The sequence below is a fragment of the Candidatus Methylomirabilota bacterium genome (assembly GCA_036005065.1).
GTDB lineage: Bacteria > Methylomirabilota > Methylomirabilia > Rokubacteriales > DASRDR01 > DASYQW01.
This window is the reverse complement of record DASYQW010000286.1, coordinates 1-17532: the sequence shown is the minus strand read 5'-3', so window position 1 is coordinate 17532 and position 17532 is coordinate 1. Positions and strand designations below refer to the sequence as shown.

At 71.3% G+C, this 17532-nt stretch carries 17 protein-coding genes and 1 tRNA gene; 1 reads left to right on the top strand and 17 read right to left on the bottom strand.

All coding sequences use genetic code 11. The annotated features are described in order from the left end of the window. Positions 1–304 precede the first annotated feature (304 nt). From VGW35_19560 to VGW35_19490, 15 genes are all read right to left on the bottom strand, one after another. Positions 305–1486 (bottom strand): GNAT family N-acetyltransferase, encoded by a 1182-nt coding sequence (locus VGW35_19560; GenBank protein ID HEV8309866.1) that lies wholly within the window; start codon positions 1484–1486, stop codon positions 305–307. Between the two features lie 130 nt (positions 1487–1616). Next, on the bottom strand, positions 1617–2366 hold the full coding sequence (locus tag VGW35_19555) for a GNAT family N-acetyltransferase (protein HEV8309865.1): 750 nt from the start codon (positions 2364–2366) through the stop codon (positions 1617–1619). A gap of 140 nt (positions 2367–2506) precedes the next feature. Next, entirely contained in the window at positions 2507–3775 is a 1269-nt protein-coding gene (locus VGW35_19550) for an MFS transporter (GenBank protein HEV8309864.1), read from the bottom strand. Positions 3776–3818: 43 nt separating this feature from the next. Continuing rightward, positions 3819–4208, bottom strand: coding sequence for a response regulator (locus VGW35_19545; GenBank protein ID HEV8309863.1), 390 nt, complete (start codon positions 4206–4208; stop codon positions 3819–3821). Between the two features lie 39 nt (positions 4209–4247). Next, positions 4248–7097, bottom strand: a complete 2850-nt coding sequence (locus VGW35_19540; protein ID HEV8309862.1) for a GAF domain-containing protein — start codon at positions 7095–7097, stop codon at positions 4248–4250. Between the two features lie 278 nt (positions 7098–7375). Next, positions 7376–8815, bottom strand: coding sequence for a DEAD/DEAH box helicase (locus VGW35_19535; protein HEV8309861.1), 1440 nt, complete (start codon positions 8813–8815; stop codon positions 7376–7378). 6 nt (positions 8816–8821) lie between these two features. Further along, the gene (gene tatC, locus VGW35_19530) at positions 8822–9571 is read right to left on the bottom strand and encodes a twin-arginine translocase subunit TatC (protein ID HEV8309860.1); all 750 of its coding nucleotides are present in this window, start codon (positions 9569–9571) and stop codon (positions 8822–8824) included. Beyond that, on the bottom strand, positions 9571–10371 hold the full coding sequence (gene thiD, locus VGW35_19525; GenBank protein HEV8309859.1) for a bifunctional hydroxymethylpyrimidine kinase/phosphomethylpyrimidine kinase: 801 nt from the start codon (positions 10369–10371) through the stop codon (positions 9571–9573). Before thiD ends, tatC begins: the two co-directional genes overlap by 1 nt. A 35-nt stretch (positions 10372–10406) precedes the next feature. After that, positions 10407–11099 carry a 16S rRNA (cytidine(1402)-2'-O)-methyltransferase gene (rsmI, locus tag VGW35_19520; protein ID HEV8309858.1) on the bottom strand — a complete coding sequence of 231 codons (693 nt, stop codon included), beginning with the start codon at positions 11097–11099 and terminating at the stop codon, positions 10407–10409. 127 nt (positions 11100–11226) lie between these two features. Further along, on the bottom strand, positions 11227–12480 hold the full coding sequence (gene clpX / locus VGW35_19515; GenBank protein ID HEV8309857.1) for an ATP-dependent Clp protease ATP-binding subunit ClpX: 1254 nt from the start codon (positions 12478–12480) through the stop codon (positions 11227–11229). A gap of 52 nt (positions 12481–12532) precedes the next feature. Next, positions 12533–13174 carry an ATP-dependent Clp endopeptidase proteolytic subunit ClpP gene (gene clpP / locus VGW35_19510; protein HEV8309856.1) on the bottom strand — a complete coding sequence of 214 codons (642 nt, stop codon included), beginning with the start codon at positions 13172–13174 and terminating at the stop codon, positions 12533–12535. Between the two features lie 8 nt (positions 13175–13182). Then, positions 13183–14457 (bottom strand): trigger factor, encoded by a 1275-nt coding sequence (gene tig, locus VGW35_19505; GenBank protein HEV8309855.1) that lies wholly within the window; start codon positions 14455–14457, stop codon positions 13183–13185. Positions 14458–14566: 109 nt separating this feature from the next. Next, positions 14567–14653, bottom strand: a tRNA-Leu gene (locus VGW35_19500). 216 nt (positions 14654–14869) lie between these two features. Next, positions 14870–15052, bottom strand: coding sequence for a hypothetical protein (locus VGW35_19495; GenBank protein HEV8309854.1), 183 nt, complete (start codon positions 15050–15052; stop codon positions 14870–14872). A 69-nt stretch (positions 15053–15121) separates the two neighbouring features. Then, positions 15122–15445: a hypothetical protein gene (locus tag VGW35_19490; GenBank protein ID HEV8309853.1), complete on the bottom strand. Its 324-nt coding sequence runs from the start codon at positions 15443–15445 to the stop codon at positions 15122–15124. 223 nt (positions 15446–15668) lie between these two features. Between VGW35_19490 and VGW35_19485 the strand changes: the two genes are divergently transcribed. Next, entirely contained in the window at positions 15669–16490 is an 822-nt protein-coding gene (locus VGW35_19485; GenBank protein HEV8309852.1) for a hypothetical protein, read from the top strand. Positions 16491–16513: 23 nt separating this feature from the next. Here VGW35_19485 and VGW35_19480 read toward each other — a convergent pair whose 3' ends face one another. Together VGW35_19480 and VGW35_19475 are read right to left on the bottom strand one after the other, a co-directional pair. Further along, entirely contained in the window at positions 16514–16678 is a 165-nt protein-coding gene (locus VGW35_19480; GenBank protein ID HEV8309851.1) for a pentapeptide repeat-containing protein, read from the bottom strand. 501 nt (positions 16679–17179) lie between these two features. Continuing rightward, the coding region (locus VGW35_19475; GenBank protein ID HEV8309850.1) for a hypothetical protein at positions 17180–17532 on the bottom strand (353 nt) is incomplete at its 5' end.

Sequence of the window (17532 nt, the reverse complement as noted above, 5' to 3'; positions counted from 1 at the left end):
TCGCGGACGCGGCGCCGAGACCGGCGCGCTGATCGGGGCCGGCGTCGGCGCCGCGGCCGGCACGGTGTACGGCTGGACCCGATAATCCCGGTCGCCGGGCGCGAGGCGCCCCATCGGCCCGCCGCGATTCGGGGCGCCGCGAACGTACAGTCCTCGCCCTGATGGCTGAATTCGGCATATAAGAACTGTTTCAGGTCCCTGTCAAGCGAGCTCGACGGGTGGGTGGGCCTGGCGCGGGCCGCGAGGGAGACCGGACGCGCGGCAGGGACGGCCGCCGCCGATGGGGCCGGGGAGGTGCGCCCGGTCAGGCCGCCCGGGTCGAGGCCCCCCGCGACGGCAGCGCGGCGGACGACCAGCCCGCCGCGAGGCGGCGCCACCAGGCGGGGTGTCCGTTCCGGCGGGCCCCGTGGAGATGGAACACCATCCGCGAGCGCCAGCGCCGGCTGGCCAGGACCAGGTTGACGACCGGCCGGGGCTCGCCGCCCCAGCGCAGCTTCTCCTGGTCCATGCCCAGCAGAAGGTCCAGCTCCCGGCAGCCATGCGCGATGGCCCGCTCGATGCAGCGTCGAGTCAGCACCGTCATGACCCCGTAGCGGGCCCAGTCCGGATCGTACCCGGAGTAGTACGTGTAGAACCGCCCGGCATGGACGAGGCAGAGCTGGGCCGCCACCGTCTGGCCGTCCACGTCGAGCATCGCGGGCCAGAGGAAGCCTCGCGCCATCAGCCGGTGCGCGACGGTCTTCAGGAAGGCGCGGTAGCCGGGGCGGGCGAAGTAGTCGTCGTGGCGGCGACCGAGATCCGCCTGAGCCCGGCGACCGTGGAGGTCGAAGAGCGTCTCGAGCGCCGCCTCGAGGTCCGCGGGGTCCTCGACGACCCGGAGCCGCTCCTCGTGCCCTTCGCGCCGGAGCCGGTTCAGGTAGTTATTGACGTTGTCCTTCATGCTCTTGCGCAGGGAGCGGTAAAACGCCTCCCAGCTGTCGGGCAGCGGCCGGGTCACCCGGACATGCTCCTCGACGTGGGCGCGGTACCCCCGGGTCGCGGCCAGCGCGCGCACCCGCGGGAGGAAATCGCCGTCGGCCGGCACCGATGGCAGCACGAGCAGATCCCAGGCCCCCCCCTCCCGGTCCCAGGCCTCGAAGAAGGCCCGGGCGACGGCGTCCGCGTGCGCGGGATGGAGGATCGCATCGACGTACTCGGTGAAGTCGTTGCCGCGCCCGAGCAGGTGAAGGAGGCGCACGCTTCCGAGCCCGACCGACGAGCGCGAGCCCGGGGCGACACCGACGAGCCGACCCTCCTCGTCCCGCGCGATCAGGAGCCGGAGCGCCTTTCCCTCGCCGAAGTGCTCGTACCAGCTCGTCACCCATTCCCAGGTCTGGAAGACGGTGGGCTGACGGGCGGCGTCGAGCAGGTTTTGCCACTCGCCTCGCAAGGCGTGCATCTCGGGCAGCCTCGTCAGGCACTCGACAGACAGCGGGGTGTTGCTCATGACCTCTCCCATCGGGGCCAAAGGCGAATCCCGCCGGCCACTTTGACGACGTGGATGGACTCGCGTGCCATCGGCCCCGCCTATGGGAAAGATCAAATCGCGTGCCAAGCCCCCGCGGGGCCCGTCGGCCTCACAGAGGTCGCTCCAGGACGACGAAATGGCGGTCGGTCACGGCGCCGACCGCTCGCGCGTAGAAGTCCTCGGGACCGACCCACGGCACGATCGCGTCCGCGTGGCCCGCGGCGGCGACGTCCAGGAGACTCCGGACGAGGAGCGCGAGCCCGAGGCCGAAACGGCGGTGCGCGGGGACGGTCCCGCCCGGGCCGAACCAGCCGAGCCCCCGATTGTTCCCGTCGTGGGCGGCGAATGCCACGATCGCGCCCTGGTGCAGCGCGACGCGCACACCGGGTGGATCGGCGTCGAGCGCTCGCTCGACTTCGTAGGCCCAGGCGTCGCCGAACTCGGCCCGCACCATGGTCAGCAGCGGGGGTGTATCGGCGCCAGTCGCCCGCCGGACCGCATAGCCGCGCGCCGCCACAGCGGCGTCGAGACGGGCGGCCCGGCCGGAACTCACCAGCGGGTTCTCGCCGAGCGGTACCCGCAGATTCAGGCGTTCGCCAACCCGGGCGAAGCCGCGCCGCTCGAGCCAGCCGATCGTCTCGCCGTCTCGGTCGTCGATGCCGGGGGCCAAGTAATTCCCGGGCTGGTCCGCCGTCCGGATCCGGCGCGCCCCGGTGGCGTGGGCGAGCGCCCGGGACCGCTCGAGGAGCGCCGTCCCCACCCCTTGGCGGCGGGCGCCGGGCTCGACGGCCAGGAGGCGGAGCCACTGCCCGGAGACCGCCGCCAGCCCGGCGAGCCGCCCATCGCGCCAGGCCCCGATCGGCGCGCCCGGACCCGCGGGCGAGCCGCCGAAGAGCTTCTCGTCCGCGACGGCCGCCGCCCGATCGAACCGGCAGGCTCGAGCGAGCAGCCCCTCCGCGTCCGGGAGCGCGGCTCGCGGCAGGACCGCGAGGTCGAGTCTCAGCGGGTGACCTCCGGGCGACCGGCCGCGGCCAGTCCGAAGCGCGGCCCGCAGCGGACCCGCTCGTCGATCGTCAGGCTCAGCACGGCCGCGGCCAGGAGCTGGGCACTCGCCACGGTGAAGACGACGCCGTATCCCCCGCTCAGCTCGAACAGGACGCCGCCGAGCCAGACCCCGGCGGCCGCGCCCGTCTGGTGGACGAGGAAGATCGTGCCGAAGACCGAGCCGACGGAGAATCGCCCGAAGATGTCGGCGGTGAGCGCCGAGGTCATCGCCAGGCTTCCCGACATGCTCGCGCCGCCGAGGGCCGCGAGCGCGACCAGCGCGACCGGATGGTCCCGGATCAGAAACATGGCGACGAGCAAGATGGCCCGCGTTCCGTAGAGCCAGGCCAGGACGGACCGCCGGCCGACCTGGTCGGCGAGCGCGCCGAGCACCAGCGCGAACCCCACGCTGGTGCCCCCGAGCACCCCGATCGCCCCGGAGGCGAGCATGGCGTGATAGCCGTGGTCGGTCAGCATCGGCAGGCCGTGCGCGGAGAGCAGGCTCATCGAGAAGCCGCACGTGAACATGCCCCCCGAGAGCTGCCAGAAGGAGAGCGTCCGCAGGGCGGTGCCGACCTCCGTGCGCTCGCCCGTCGCCGGACCGATCGGCGGCGCGTCCCCGGTCACCCCGTCAGGGGCGAGACCCATCACCTCCGGCGAGTCGCGCACCAGCCATCCGGTCAGCGGCAGCAGGACGACGAGGATCGCGGCGCCCATCACGCCGTAGGTGGCCCGCCAGCCGAGGGTGAGGATCAGCCACGTGGCGACCGGCACCAGCAGACTCATGCCGGCCATCGAGGCGCCCCCGAGCAGGGACAGCGCGGTGGCCCGACGCCTGGTGAACCAGCGGACGATCACCGCCGCCCCGACGACGTGTCCCGTGGCCGCCAGCCCGAGCGCCACGCAGACGCCGTAGACCAGGTAGAGCTGCCAGAGGCTCGTCACCTGGCCGGTGGCGGCGACCGCGCCCGCCAGCACGAGCGTCCCGGTCACCATGATCGGGCGCGCCCCCACTCGATCGACGAGGCGGCCCACGAACGGCATGAAGACGCCGTAGAGGAACAGGCTGAGCGACACGACCAGCGAGAAGCTGGCCCGGTCGATGTCGAGGTCCGCGACCACGTCCTTGAGGAACGGGCCCACCGTGAAGCGGATGCCGGTGGAGAGGAACACCATCACGGCCAGGGCCAGGGCCACCCACCAGCCGAAGAACACGCGGCTCACCCCGCGTCGCGCGCCGATCGCTCGGAGCCCCGAGACGGCCGGATCAGGACAGCTGGCCGGCCACCACGCGCCGTACCGTCTCCGTGAAGTGGCGCGGCGAGAACGGCTTGGTCACGTGGGCCACCGCCCCCACCCCCGCGCTCAGGGTCTGGTAGCGCGGGTCGGCCTGCCCGGTCAGGATGATGACCGGGATGTCCTTGGTCAACGGGTGGCCATGGAGGCGCGTGAGCGTCGTGTAGCCGTCGACGGCCTTCATCATCAGGTCGAGCACGATGGCGGCCGGCCGGTGCCGGCGCGCCAGCTCGACGACCTCGTCGCCGTCGGCGGCCGTGAGGCTCCGAAACCCCGCCTTCGCGAGGACACTGCTCACCAGGTCCAGGACGTCCGGCTCGTCGTCGGCGACGAGCACGAGGGCTCCCCCGGCATCTTCCATCCGAATCGGCCTCCTCGCGGCGAGCCCGGGCCCGTGGGGCTAGGATGCCTCGGACGACGCGACCGCCGCCCGCGCGGCTGTCTCGAGCGCCTCGCGCACCTTGGTCGCCAGGGCCTGGGCCGTGAATGGCTTGTGGAGGAAGGCCACCCCGGGCTCGAGCACGCCGTGGTGGCCGATCGCATCGTCCGTGTAGCCCGAAATGTAGAGCACGCGCATGGCCGGGCGCAAGGGCGTGAGGCGGGACGCCAGCTCGGCCCCGCTCATCTGCGGCATCACGACGTCCGTCACCAGCAGATCGATCGGGCCGGGGTGGGTCCGGCTCAGCTCGAGCGCCTGGGGGCCGCCGCCGGCCTCCAGCACGGTATAGCCGCGCACCCGCAGCATCTTCCGGACCAGCCCCCGGACCTCGTCTTCGTCCTCGACCAGGAGAATCGTCTCGGAGCCGGATCGGGGGCCCCCGGTGGGCACGTCCGGCTCGAGCACCTCGAGCGCCTCCTCGACCCGCGGCAGCCGGACCGTGAACATCGCGCCCCGGCCGGGCGCGCTCTCCACCGTGACGTGACCTCCGCTCTGCTGCACGATGCCGTAGACCGTCGCCAGGCCCAGGCCCGTGCCCTTCCCCGGTCCCTTGGTGGTGAAGAAGGGCTCGAAGACCCGGGCCTGGGTCGCCGCGTCCATGCCGACGCCGGTGTCGCCGACCGTGAGCGCCACGTAACGGCCGGGCTCGATCCCGACGGCCCGGCGGGCGTCGGCGCCATCGAGTGCGACGTTGGCCGTCCCGATCGTGAGTCGACCGCCGCCCGGCATCGCGTCGCGCGCGTTCACGGCCAGGTTCATGAGAACCTGCTCGAGCTGCCCCGCGTCGGCCCTCACCCGTCCCAGCGCTGGATCGAGGAGGGTGACCAGCTCGACGTCCTCGCCGATCAGGACGCGCAGCATCTTCTCCATCTCGGCGACCACGCCGTTGAGATCGAGGACGATCGGCTGGAGGAGCTGTCGTCGGCTGAAGGCCAGGAGCTGGCGCGTCAGCGCCGCGGCCCGGTCCGTGGTCCGCTGAATGAGGCCCAGCTGGAGCGCGATCGGCGCCTCCGGGGGAAGCTCCTCGAGCATGAGCTCGGTGTACCCGCGGATGACCGTCAGGAGGTTGTTGAAGTCGTGCGCCACGCCCCCGGCCAGACGCCCGATCGCCTCCATCTTCTGGGCGTGGATCAGCTGCTCCTGGGTGCGCGCCAGCTCCTGGTAGGCCCGCTGGGTCGTCTGATAGAGCCGCGCGTGCTCGAGGGCCGTCGCCGCTTCCGACGCGAAGAGCCCCAGGGCTTCCTCGTCCTCCGGGCTGAACCGGCGCGCGGTCTTGGTGAGAACCACCAGGACGCCGAGCGGCCGCTCGCCGACCACCAGGGGAACCGCGATCTGGGAGACGTACCCTTCCGCCCGGATCCACTCCGGGTCCATCTGGAGCTGCTCGAAGGCGAGGTGGGGCGCGTAGTGCCTGGCCTTGTGCTCGATGACCCACCCGACGATCCCCTCGCCCAGCGGGAACTCCGCCACCGGCTGGACCCCGGACGGGCCGGCGTCTCGCTCCCGGTGGGCCGCCAGCCGGACGACGCCGGCCGCGTCGTCCACCACCCACAGCCGCGCCATGTCGCCGTTCAGGAGCTCGAGCGCCGATCCGGTCACGAAGTCGAGGACCTGCTGGTAATCGAGCGAGGAGCTGATGAGGCGGCCGAGCTCGGCGAGCCGCCGCATCCGGCCGAGCCGCATCTGCGCGTCCGCGTACAGGCGGCCGTTCCGGATCGCGATGGCGGCGTGGTCACTGAGGCGCGTCAGGATGGCCTTGTCGCCGGGCGTGAAGGGCCGCGGCGAGCGGTTGCCGGCGTAGAGCAGACCTTCCACGCCCTGCTCGCTCCGGATCTCGGCCATCAGCGCCGTGACGACGCCCTCCTGCCGCATGACCGCGGCGTACTCGCTCACTCCGGCGTGATACCGCCACGCTTCCGCCGAGCCGGATTCCCGGTCGCCGGCGTCCGGGAGGGCCCCGATCGGGCCGGTGCGGTACCGGAGGCGCATCGCGTCGGTCTCGGGATCGCGCAGGGCAATGGCGGCGATCTCGCTGCGGCACAGCTCTCGGGCTCCCTCGGCGATCCGGGCCAGGACCGTATCGAGGTCCAGCGACGCATTGATGGCCGCCGCGAGCTCCGCGACGACCTCGGCCTCGCGCCGACGCGCCTCGGCATCGGCGTAGAGGCGGGCATTCTGGGTCGCCAGGGCCACCTGCTCGGCCAGGGCCCGGGCGCGATCGAGCGTGGCGGCGTCGATGATCCGGGACCCCGCCAGGTACTCGAACGTCAGCAGCCCGAGGACGCGGTCTCCGTGGACGACGGGCACGGTGACGAGGGACGCCGGGCGATGGCTCTCGAACCAGGCCCGCGGGACTCGGGGATCGCGTCCGGGGTCGGCGATGCAGACCGGCGCCCGCAGCCGTACGGCCTCCTCGAGGAAGGGGACGGTCTGGAGGCGGCGCTTTCCCCGGGCCGCCTCGTCCGCCGTGCCGTCGGACGACGGCGAGGGCGCGGCGGTGATCCATTCGCCCGCTTCGTCGGCGATGTAGCGGTACATGGTGCAGTGATCGGCGCCGCAGGCGCTGGCCGCGCGTCGGGTGATGAGGCCGAAGAGCTCCGTCTCGTCCAGCGTCGAGCCGGCGGCGCGCGCGATCTCCAGCAGCGTCTCTGCATCACGCGCGTGGGGCTCGCCCTCGCCGGGCGACCGTCGGCCCGTCGCTCCGGCGCTGGCGACCGGCCCGCGCGGGCGCCATGCCCTCGGGATGGCGCCGAGGCCGAGGATGACTCCGGCACCCGCGGTCGCCAGCACGAGGGCGACATCGAGGCTCATCGGGCGCGCGCGGTGTCCGGGCCGAGACCGAGGATGGCGAGGCTCGACCCGGGCGGGCCGGCGTGGAATGGGCGCGGGAAGCGAAGCGACATGGGCGGTTCCCGGGAGCTCCCGCAAGAGCCGTACCAGATCCGGACGCCGCGCACATGGCCGAGAAATCGTGGCGTCCCAGGCCGCTCGGGAGTGACCGGGCCGCCAACCGGTCAGAATCCATTCAGCCACGGGCCGAAACTGATCGCCCGCGGTCGGCCCGCGGCCGCGGCCTAGAGTTAGTTAAGTTAGGTGGCGGGCCGCGGCGGCTCCGGACCGGCCCCCGGCGCCCCACGGGGCCCCCGGCCTCGCCGCCGCCGGTGCCGGCCGGTCCTCCCCGCGGCGCCCGGCGCGCCGCGAGCCTCGCCGGCCTCGGCGGCCCGCGGGGCGGCCGCCTCGCGGCGGGGCGGGGGGCGCTCGCCGCTCGGCCCGCGGCCGCCGCCGTGGAAGCGTTCGCGCGGAGCGCGGCTCTGGGCCTGGGCCCGCCGCGCATCGCGCTCGGCGGCGGCCTGGCGGCGCTCGGCCACCGTCGGCTTGATCTCGGGCAGGTACAGGCCGTCGTCCGCCCACTCGACGCGGATCCGCTGGCCGATGAACCGCTCCACGCTCTCGAGGAAGAAGGCGCTCGCCTCGTCCACCAGGCTGATGGCCTTTCCGAAGGCGCCGGCCCGGGCGGTGCGGCCGATCCGGTGGACGTAGTCTTCCGCGTCCTGCGGCAGATCCCAGTTGTAGACGTGGCTGACCTCGGGGATGTGGAGCCCGCGGGACGCCACGTCGGTCGCGACGAGGACGGGGAACTTGCCGTCCTTGAAGTCGGTGAGCGTCCGGAGCCGCTGTCGCTGATCGAGGTCTCCGATGAGCGGGCGCGCCCGGTGGCCGTTGCGCTCGAGTCGGTCGACCAGCCGGCGCGCCTCCTCCCGCGTGTTGGCGAAGATGAGGACGCGCGAGCCCTGCTCCGCGCGCAGGAGCCCGAGCAAGAGTCCGAACTTCTCGTGGTGCCCGACGTGATACAGGACCTGCTCGACTTGCTCCACCGTGACGTGCTCCGGCGACACCGTGATCTGCACCGGGTTGTTCATGAACTCGTACGTCAGCTCGAGGACCCGGAACGACAGCGTCGCCGAGAACAGGAAGGACTGGCGGGCCTCCGGGGGCGGCAGCCGGCGGAGGATCCACCGGATGTCGGCGATGAACCCCATGTCGAACATCCGGTCCGCCTCGTCGAGGATGAGCACCTCCACGTGGGCCGGGGTCCACACGCGCTGCTTCAGGTAGTCGATGAGACGGCCGGGCGTCCCGATCAGGAGGTCGACCGGCCCCCGGAGAGCCTCGCGCTGCTTCGCGTAGTCCACGCCACCGTAGACGACCAGGGGCCGCAGGCCGGTGAACTGGCCGAGGAGCCGGGCATCGGTCTCGATCTGGACGACCAGCTCGCGCGTCGGCGCGATGATGAGAGCTCGGGGATTCCCGTCCCGCCGGGGCGCGGAGGAGGCCCGGAGGAGCCGCGTGAAGGTCGCGATGAGGAAGGCCGCCGTCTTCCCGGTGCCGGTCTGGGCCTGCCCGGCCACGTCCTTGCCCCGGAGCGCGACCGGCAGCGCGGCCTCCTGAATCGGCGTCGCCGTCGTGAAGCCGGCGACGCGGATACCTTCGCGGACCGGCTCCGGAAGGTCGAGCTCGCCGAACTCCATCCGGCGTCAGGCGGGCTGCTTCACCGGCCGCCGCCCGAAGAGCCGCGCCGCCCAGATCCCCGCTTCGTAGAGAAGGCAGAGCGGGCCAGCCATCAGGCACTGATTGAACGCGTCCGGGGTCGGGGTCAGGATCGCCGCGATGATGAAGTTGATCAGGATGGCGTACTTGCGGTTTCGCGCCAGGAATTCGGGTGTCACCAGGCCGAGCCGCGATGCGAGGGTGATGGCCAGCGGCATCTCGAACACCAGCCCGAAGGCGATCGTGAACTTCAGGACGAAGTCCACGTATCGGTTCACCGAGATCGTGGCCACGAGGTTCTCGGTCTTGTAGGCGACGAGGAACTTCACCGCGAACGGCACGATGACGGTGAGCGCGAACGTCGCGCCGAGGGCGAAGAAGAGGGTGGAGAGGAAGACGAAGGGCAGCGCGAACTTCCGCTCGTGCGGCAGCAGGCCCGGCGCCACGAAGGCCCAGACCTCGTAGAGGATGATCGGCAGGACGAGAAAGAGGCCCGCGATGAGCGCGACCTTCATGTTGACCCAGAAGGGCTCGGTCGGCTCCAGGAACGCGAGCTTCACCGGAAGTGGGCGGGCGAGCCACGCGATGATCTGCTCGGAGAAGCTGAAGGTCACCGCGAAGCCGACCCCGAGGGCGACCAGGGAGACGATGATTCGCTGCCGCAGCTCCCCCAGATGGGCCAGGAACGGCATCCGCCCGTCCGGGATTCCGCCCTCCTTCACGTCGTCGTCGGCCATCACCAGGTGTCGATGAAGTGGCGTAGCGTGCCCACCCCGCGACCCAGCGCGAAGCCCGCCCGGATCGCCGCGGTGACGTACCGCTTGGCCTCGGCCACCGCGTCGGGAACCCCCTGGCCCCGCGCGAGCCCGGCCGCGATCGCCGCCGAATAGGCGCACCCCGTCCCGTGGGTGTGCGGCGTGTTCACGCGGGCGGCGCTGAGCCGGGTCACCGTCCGGCCGTCGAAGAGCAGGTCGACCGGATCGTCCTTGAGGTGCCCCCCCTTGACCAGGACCCAGGCCGGGCCCAGCGTGTGGATGCGGCGCGCCGCCGCTTCCATCTCCTCCAGGGTCGCCACCGGAAACTCCGCGAGGGCCGCCGCCTCGGGCAGATTGGGAGTCACCACCAGGGCGAGCGGTAGGATCGCCTCGACGAGCGCGGCGCGGGCGTCCGGCTCGAGCAGGGGGTCCCCGGACTTGGCGACCATCACGGGGTCCACCACGAGGCGGCGGAGCCCGTGGGCCCGCATCCGGTCGGCCACGGCCCGGATGATGGGCGCCGTCGAGAGCATGCCCGTCTTGGCGGCGTCGGCCCCGATGTCCCCGAGCACGACGTCGAGCTGGCGGGCCACGAACTCGGGGGGCAGGTTGACGACGCCGTGAACCCCGATGGAGTTCTGGGCCGTGATCGCCGTCAGCACGGACGCCCCGTACACGCGGAACGCGCTGAACGTCTTCAGGTCGGCCTGGATACCCGCGCCCCCGCCGGAATCGGACCCGGCGACGGTCAAGGCGCGGGGAATGGTCGGCTGCTGGCTCATGTAGGAGCGGGACGCCGGGGCGCCGTCTCAGTATATCAGGAAGTCTCGCCGGCCGCCGGGTGCGGGTTGACGATCAGGGTGAGCTCCCCGCGCGCTTTCTCGGCCAGGAAGCGCGCCCGCAGCTCCGCCGGCGTCCCTCGCCGGAACTCCTCGAACTGCTTGGTGACCTCGCGGGCGAGCACCACCTCGACCGGCCCGAAGACCGCGTCCAGGGCCTCCAGGGTCGCCGCGACCCGGTGGGGGCTCTCGTAGAGCACCACGGGCCGCTCGAGCGCGCGGAGCTCGCGCAGGCGCGCGAGTCGGCGGCCCGGCTTCGCGGGCAGAAAGCCCTCGAAGACGAAGCGGTCCCCCGGGATGCCGGCCGCCGAGAGGGCGGCCACGAGGGCCGAGGGGCCGGGGATCGGGACCACCGGCACGCCGGCCTCTCGGCAGAGCCGGACGAGGTGGAAGCCGGGGTCGGAGATCCCCGGGGTCCCGGCGTCGGTGACCACCGCCACGCTCGCTCCCGCCCGGAGGCGGGCCAGGAGCTCGGGGCCCCGGCGGAGCTTGTTGTGCTCGAAGTAGCTCGTGACCGGGGTGGAGATCTCGTAGCGGGCGAGCAGCGTGCGCGTGCGCCGGGTGTCCTCGGCGGCGATCAGGTCTACCTCGCGGAGCGTGCGCAGCGCACGGAGGGAGATGTCCTCCAGGTTCCCGATCGGCGTCCCGACCACGTACAGCGTCCCACTCATCGGCGCCCGTCACCGTGGATTCTTCCTGCCGGGGGGGAGGCAGGCCCGATTCGTTCGCCGAAAGGCGAACGGCCCGGCTTTGCCGGGAGGGCCGTCGAAAGGGGGACGCCGCCCCCCTCCGAGGGGATTAGGCGCTCTCCGCCTTCCGCTGCTCCGAGATCAGCACCGGACGCTCGAGACCCATGATCACGTCGCGCGTGATGACGCACTCGGTGAGCCCCTGGATGGAGGGCAGCTCGTACATCACGTCCAGCATGACGTCCTCGAGGATCGCCCGGAGCCCCCGGGCGCCGGTGCCGCGCTTGAGCGCCTCGCGGGCGATCGCCACCGCGGAATCGTCGGTGAACTTGAGCCGCACCTTTTCCAGCTCGAAGTACTTCTGGTACTGCTTGAGGATCGCGTTCTTCGGCTCGCGCAGGATGCGGACCAGCGCCGCTTCGCTGAGGTCGTGCAGGGTGGCGACCACGGGCAGGCGGCCCACGAACTCGGGGATCAGGCCGAACTTGAGAAGATCCTCGGGCTGGCTCATGGCCAGGAGGTTGCCCGTCTTCCGCTCGTCCCGGGTCTTGACGTCGGCGCCGAAGCCCATCCCGGACTTCCCGATGCGGCCCTCGATGATCCGCTCGAGTCCCACGAAGGCGCCGCCACACACGAAGAGGATGTTGGTGGTGTCGACCTGGATGAACTCCTGGTGGGGGTGCTTCCGGCCGCCCTGGGGCGGGACGTTGGCGACCGTGCCCTCCAGAATCTTCAAGAGCGCTTGCTGCACCCCTTCCCCGGAGACATCGCGGGTGATCGAGGGGTTCTCCGACTTTCGGGCGATCTTGTCGATCTCGTCGATGTAGACGATCCCGCGCTCGGCCCGCTCCACGTCGTAGTCGGCGGACTGAAGCAGGCGCAGGATGATGTTCTCGACATCTTCGCCGACATACCCGGCCTCGGTGAGGCTGGTGGCATCGGCGATGGTGAACGGCACGTGCAGGATCTTGGCCAGGGTCTGGGCCAGGAGCGTCTTCCCGGAGCCGGTAGGGCCGATGAGGAGGATGTTCGACTTCTGGAGCTCGACCTCACCGGAATCCGAGCCCGCCTCCACCCGCTTGTAATGGTTATGGACGGCCACGGCCAGGATCTTCTTGGCCCGCTCCTGGTCGATCACGTACTGGTCGAGGATCGCCTTGATCTCGGCCGGCTTTGGAAGGCTGCGGATCTCGCGACTCCGCTCCTCCTCCCACTCCTCCGCGATGATGTCGTTACACAGCTCGATGCACTCATCGCAGATGTAGACCGTTGGTCCCGCGATCAGCTTGCGGACGTCGTTCTGGCTCTTCCCGCAGAAAGAGCACTTGAGAACGCCACCGTTCGTCTCGCGCGATCGGGCCATTCAGTCTCCCCCCTTGAGCGATGCCGCCCCCCGCCGAACGACTCGGCCCCGGCTACGTCTTTCGCCCATCCCCACCACCCGCGGGGAGCGCCTGGGCGGTCTTGAGCATCGGCACATGGGACGCGATCACGTGATCGACGAGCCCGTACTCCTTCGCCTGCTCGGCCGTCATGAAGAAATCGCGGTCCGTGTCGTGGCGAATACGCTCAACCGCCTGTCCGGTGTGCTCCACCAGGATGCGGTTCAGCTCGTCGCGGATCCGCAGGATCTCCCGGGCCTGGATGTCGATGTCGGTCGCCTGGCCCTGCACGCCGGCCAGGGGCTGGTGGATCATGATCCGGGAGTGGGGAAGCGCGAAGCGCTTGCCTTTGGCCCCCGCGCAGAGCAGCAGCGCCCCCATCGACGCCGCCTGACCCATGCAGATCGTGGCCACCGCCGGCTTGACGTACTGCATGGTGTCGTAGATGGCGAGCCCGGCCGTCACCGACCCTCCCGGGCTGTTCACGTACAGATAGACGTCCTTGTCGGCGTCCTCGGCCTCCAGGAACAGGAGCTGGGCGATGACCAGGTTCGCCATGTCGTCTTCGATGTAGCTCGGCAGGAAGATGATACGCTCCTTCAAAAGCCGCGAAAAGATGTCAAACGCGCGCTCGCCGCGCGGGGTTTGCTCGACGACCATCGGGATGAGTGCCACGGTGCCTCCTACGTCGCCGGCTGAATCTCGGCGTGCTCGATCAACAGGGCGAGGACCCTTTGCTCGCGGAGGGACAGCCGCAACCCGTCGAGCTCGCCGCTGCGCTCGAGCAGGCTTCGAACGGTCTGGGGCGCCCGACCCGACTCGCGGGCCATCCGGGCGATCTCGGCGTCCACGTCGTCCTCGCCGACCGTCAGCTCCTCTTTCTCCGCGATCGCGTCCTGCAGGAGCGCCCACCGCACGGCCCGGACGGCGGCCGGGCGCAGCTCCTCGGTCAACTTGCCGTAGTCCCACGGAAGCGTTGCGGGATCGATCCCCTGCCGGCTCATGCCCTGCTGCATGCGGCCGACTCGATGGGCGATGTTCCGGAGCACGAGGCTCTCCGGAACGGGAAACTCGTGGCCCGCCAGCACGGCGTCCACCACCGCCTCCTCGAGCGTGTGCCGGTTCTGCCGCTGACGCTGCGCCTCAAGCTCGCCCCGGACGGTCTCCCGCAGCGCGGCCAGGCTCTGGTGCGACCCGAGCGCGCGCGCGAACTCGTCGTCGAGCGAGGGAAGCTCCTTCTCCTTGACCTCGACGACCCGGAGCGACAGCCGGCCGGGTTTCCCGCGGAGCTCCTCGCGCGGGTGCCGCTCGGGGAAGCGCACGGCGAGCTCCCGCTCGTCCCCGGCCGCCAGCCCGATGGCCGCCTCTTCCATCTCCGGCAGGACCTGGCCGGCCCCGATCTGGAAGCCGTACCCCTGCTCGATGCGCGGCTCGGCGCCCTCGGGCTCGATCGTGTAGTCGACGATCACGTGGTCGCCTTCCCGCGCCGGGCGGGCGACGGTGACGAGCGTCGCGTGACGGTCGGCCAGGGCGGCGAGCGCGGCGTCCACATCGGCGTCCGTCAGCGGCACGGGGGTATGGGGGACCTTCACGCCCCGGTACGCGCCGAGGGTGATGGTGGGCTTGATCTCGACGACCGCCGTGAAGCGGAGAGGTTGCCCCTCCTCGAGCTGGAGGTCCTGGACGTCGGGCTCCTCGACGGGGTCGAGCCGCGTTTCATCCAGGGCGCGACGGTACACGGCGGGGATCAGCTGCTCGGCGACCGCCCGCCGCACCTCGTGGGCGAAGTGCGCGCGCACCAGCGACCGCGGCACCTTTCCCCGCCGAAAGCCCGGCAGGCGCGCCTCGCGCTGGACCCGGCCGTAAGCGGCTTCCCAGGCCGCCGCCACCTCGCTCTCCGGGGCCTCGACCACGAGCTGGCGCTTGCAGGCTTCGAGTTCCTGGACGTGAACCTTCATGCCTGGCTCGTCATGCTCCGCTCGTCCGGGGTCCCGCCCACCGGCCCCGGAGTCTCAAACGCCCGTTTCGAGCAGGCGGAGGGTCGTAAACGGCCTTCTACGGCAGGAGTGGTGCGAGAGGGGGGAGTTGAACCCCCAAGGGATTTCGCCCACTGGATCCTAAGTCCAGCGCGTCTGCCAATTCCGCCACTCTCGCGCGTCTCGGCATGGAGGAGTCGCGCCTCATCCGGCACCGACTCGAGTCCCTCCAAGCCTCAATTGAGTATACCGGAGACGCTCGGGCCCCGCAAGAAACGGGCGCCGGCTTCGGTCTGCGGGAAGATCCGTACGGAGGCGTCACGGACGCCACCCGGCCGCTGGCCGCCCGGAACCCTCGCGGGCGCGAGCCACCGGGGGCCGCCCCAACGTGAGGTCAGCGGGGCCTGGACGGGGGCGAGCGCTGCTCGCCGGCCGGCGCGGCCGGCGTCGGCGCGCTCGCGGAGCGCCGGGTCTCCCTCGCGTACCGGCGGTCGAGCAGGACGTGGTAGCAGATGATGATCCCCACCAGCAGGGCGACGACCAGACACGTCGCGATGAGACCGAGCAGCGGCGGCATACCGAGCCTCCATGACGCGCGCCCGACGGGTTGACGGAAGGCAGCGCGAGGCTGCCCCGAGTCAGGAGCTCAGGCGAGAGGCGCGGCCGGAGGTGACCGGGAGATCGGGGCCGACCCGCGGGGGTCGAGAGCTCGATTCGCGCCGTCGGGCCAAGAGACGCGGCCGCTCGGACGCGCGCCCCGGCACGCCGACTCACGGGCTTCGCGGACGGGGTCGGTGCTCGGCGGGGTGACCGAGGCGGCGGTCTCGAAGTCATGGGTGGCGGCGTTGTCCCACGAGAGAATCGCCCACCACACGTCTCCCACGACGGCGAGCCCGAACTGGACCTGGACCAGGACGAGGAGCGTCGCCAGGAGGAGCGACGCCAGGAAGAGATGCCGCCGAACCGTCACGCCGCTATTCCGGGGTCACTCCGACCGGCTTGTCAAGCGGTGGCCAGCAGCCCACGGGTACGGCACGCCGGGCTCGGTCGTGCAAGAAGATCCCGCCGCGCCTGGCAACAATTGCAACGCGGCCGACGCCCCGCCCTCCCTGTCTCCTGGAACCATGCGGCCTTCTCGCGCATCGGACGCTGGCATTCTCCTTGCTCGATCACCAGGTCGAGGTGATTCGCCGATGAGACATGGTATCGCCCTGATCGCCCTCGCCCTCCTGCTGGCGGCCCTCGGCGCGCCCCCGACCGCGGACGCCGCGAGAGTCCTCGTCTTCAACAGCACGCGCTACGTGGACTCCGGCCAGATCGGCTACCCGGAGGGCTCACAGGAATCCGCCAACGTCCAGGCGGCCCTGAAATCGCTGGGGCACACGGTCCGGACGATCTCCGGGCCCTACGACTCCGTCGGGGCCTGCAGCTTCGGGTTCCACCAGCCCGGTACCCTCGTGGCCCCGACCGCCCAGTATCGGTCTGCCCTCGGGGCCATGGAGGTCTTCCTGATTCCCGAGCAGGAGAGCTGGTGCTATCTGCCGGGAGAGCTCCCCGCGGCCACCCGCGTCGTGTGGCGGAACTGGGTCGCGGCCGGCGGCGGCATGATCATCCACAGCTCCCAGGAAGCCAAGGACAAGGTCAGCGACCTCCTGTTCGTGCTCTTCGGCTTCCGGGTCGGCGCCGTCAACGGCACCGGAGTCCGCACCGTGCGGCGGCCGGCGGCGGCCCACACGCAGTTCGCCCCCGGACCGGCCGCCTTGCCGGGCAACGACAGCACCGGCCTGATCCCGCTCCGCACGCTCCCCCGCGGCTCCGTCAGCGTCTACGACAACGGCCGCAACGCGTCGGTGGTGATCATTCCCTTCGGCGCCGGCAAGATCGTCTTCCTCGGGTGGGACTGGACGAAGTCGGACCCCCCGTTCATCGGCCGCGGTCTGAATGGCGGCTGGTACCGCGTGCTCGACCTGGCCGTGAGGGAAGCCGCCACCCGCCGCCGGACATCGGCCGAGTGACCGCGGCGCCAGCGGGCCGACGCTCAGAGGCCCTTGGCGCTCTCCCGGTGGCTGACCCGGTCCGTGCTGCGGGCATCCCGGACATTGGCGTCTGTGAAGTCGGCGCCGTCCACGTCGGCGCCATCGAGGTCGGCCCCGCAGAGCCCGGCCCCCCGCAGGTCCGCCCCTCGAAGCTGGGCGCCGGCCAGGCTCGCCTAATGGAGATTGGCCCCTCGCAGGCTGGCGCCCGCTCGCACCAGCTCGGCGCGCGCCAGGTTCGCCCCGCTCGCGTCGACCGTCGTGGAGAGTGGCCCCGTTCGCCCGCGCCTGGGTCAGCCGAGCCCGGCTCACGTTGGCTCCGGTCAGGTTAGCCCCGTCCAGATAGCTGGCCCAGGCTCGGAGCCGCTTGACGGATCGGCGGGGCCGAGTACACGCTTGCCATATGAGTCACACAATCACGGTGCGTCTCAGCAAGGAGCTCGCCGCCTGGCTGGCGCGGGCTGCCGCCGAGACCGGTGTGTCTCAGGGCAAGCTCATCCGAGACCAGCTTGAGAAGGCCAAGGCGAGCGATTCACCTCGGTCGTTCATGCGTCTGGCCGGCTCCGTTCGTGGCCCCAGGAACCTCTCCTCGCGCAAGGGCTTCTCCCGCTCGTGAAGGGGATCGCGGACACCGGCTTCCTGGTCGCCTTCGCGAACCACAACGATCGGCATCACGGGTGGGCCGTCCGGGTGGCGGAGCGCGTCACCGAGCCACTGCTGACGTGCGAGGCAGTGCTGGCGGAAGCCGCCTTCCGTCTCCAGAGCGTGGCGCTGGTCCTGGCGATGCTGGCGAAGGACTCGCTGTACTGGCCTTCAACTGCAGTGACCACCTCCCGCAGCTCGAGGCGCTGGCGGTGCGCTATGCCGACCGTCATCCGGACCTGGCCGATCTGTGTCTCATCCGCATGAGCGAACTCCATCCCCGCCATAGCGTCATCACCGTGGACCAAGAGGACTTCCGAGTCTACCGGCGCAACAAGCGCGAGATCATCCCGCTCGTCTGTCCGCCTGCTGCGTAGGTCAC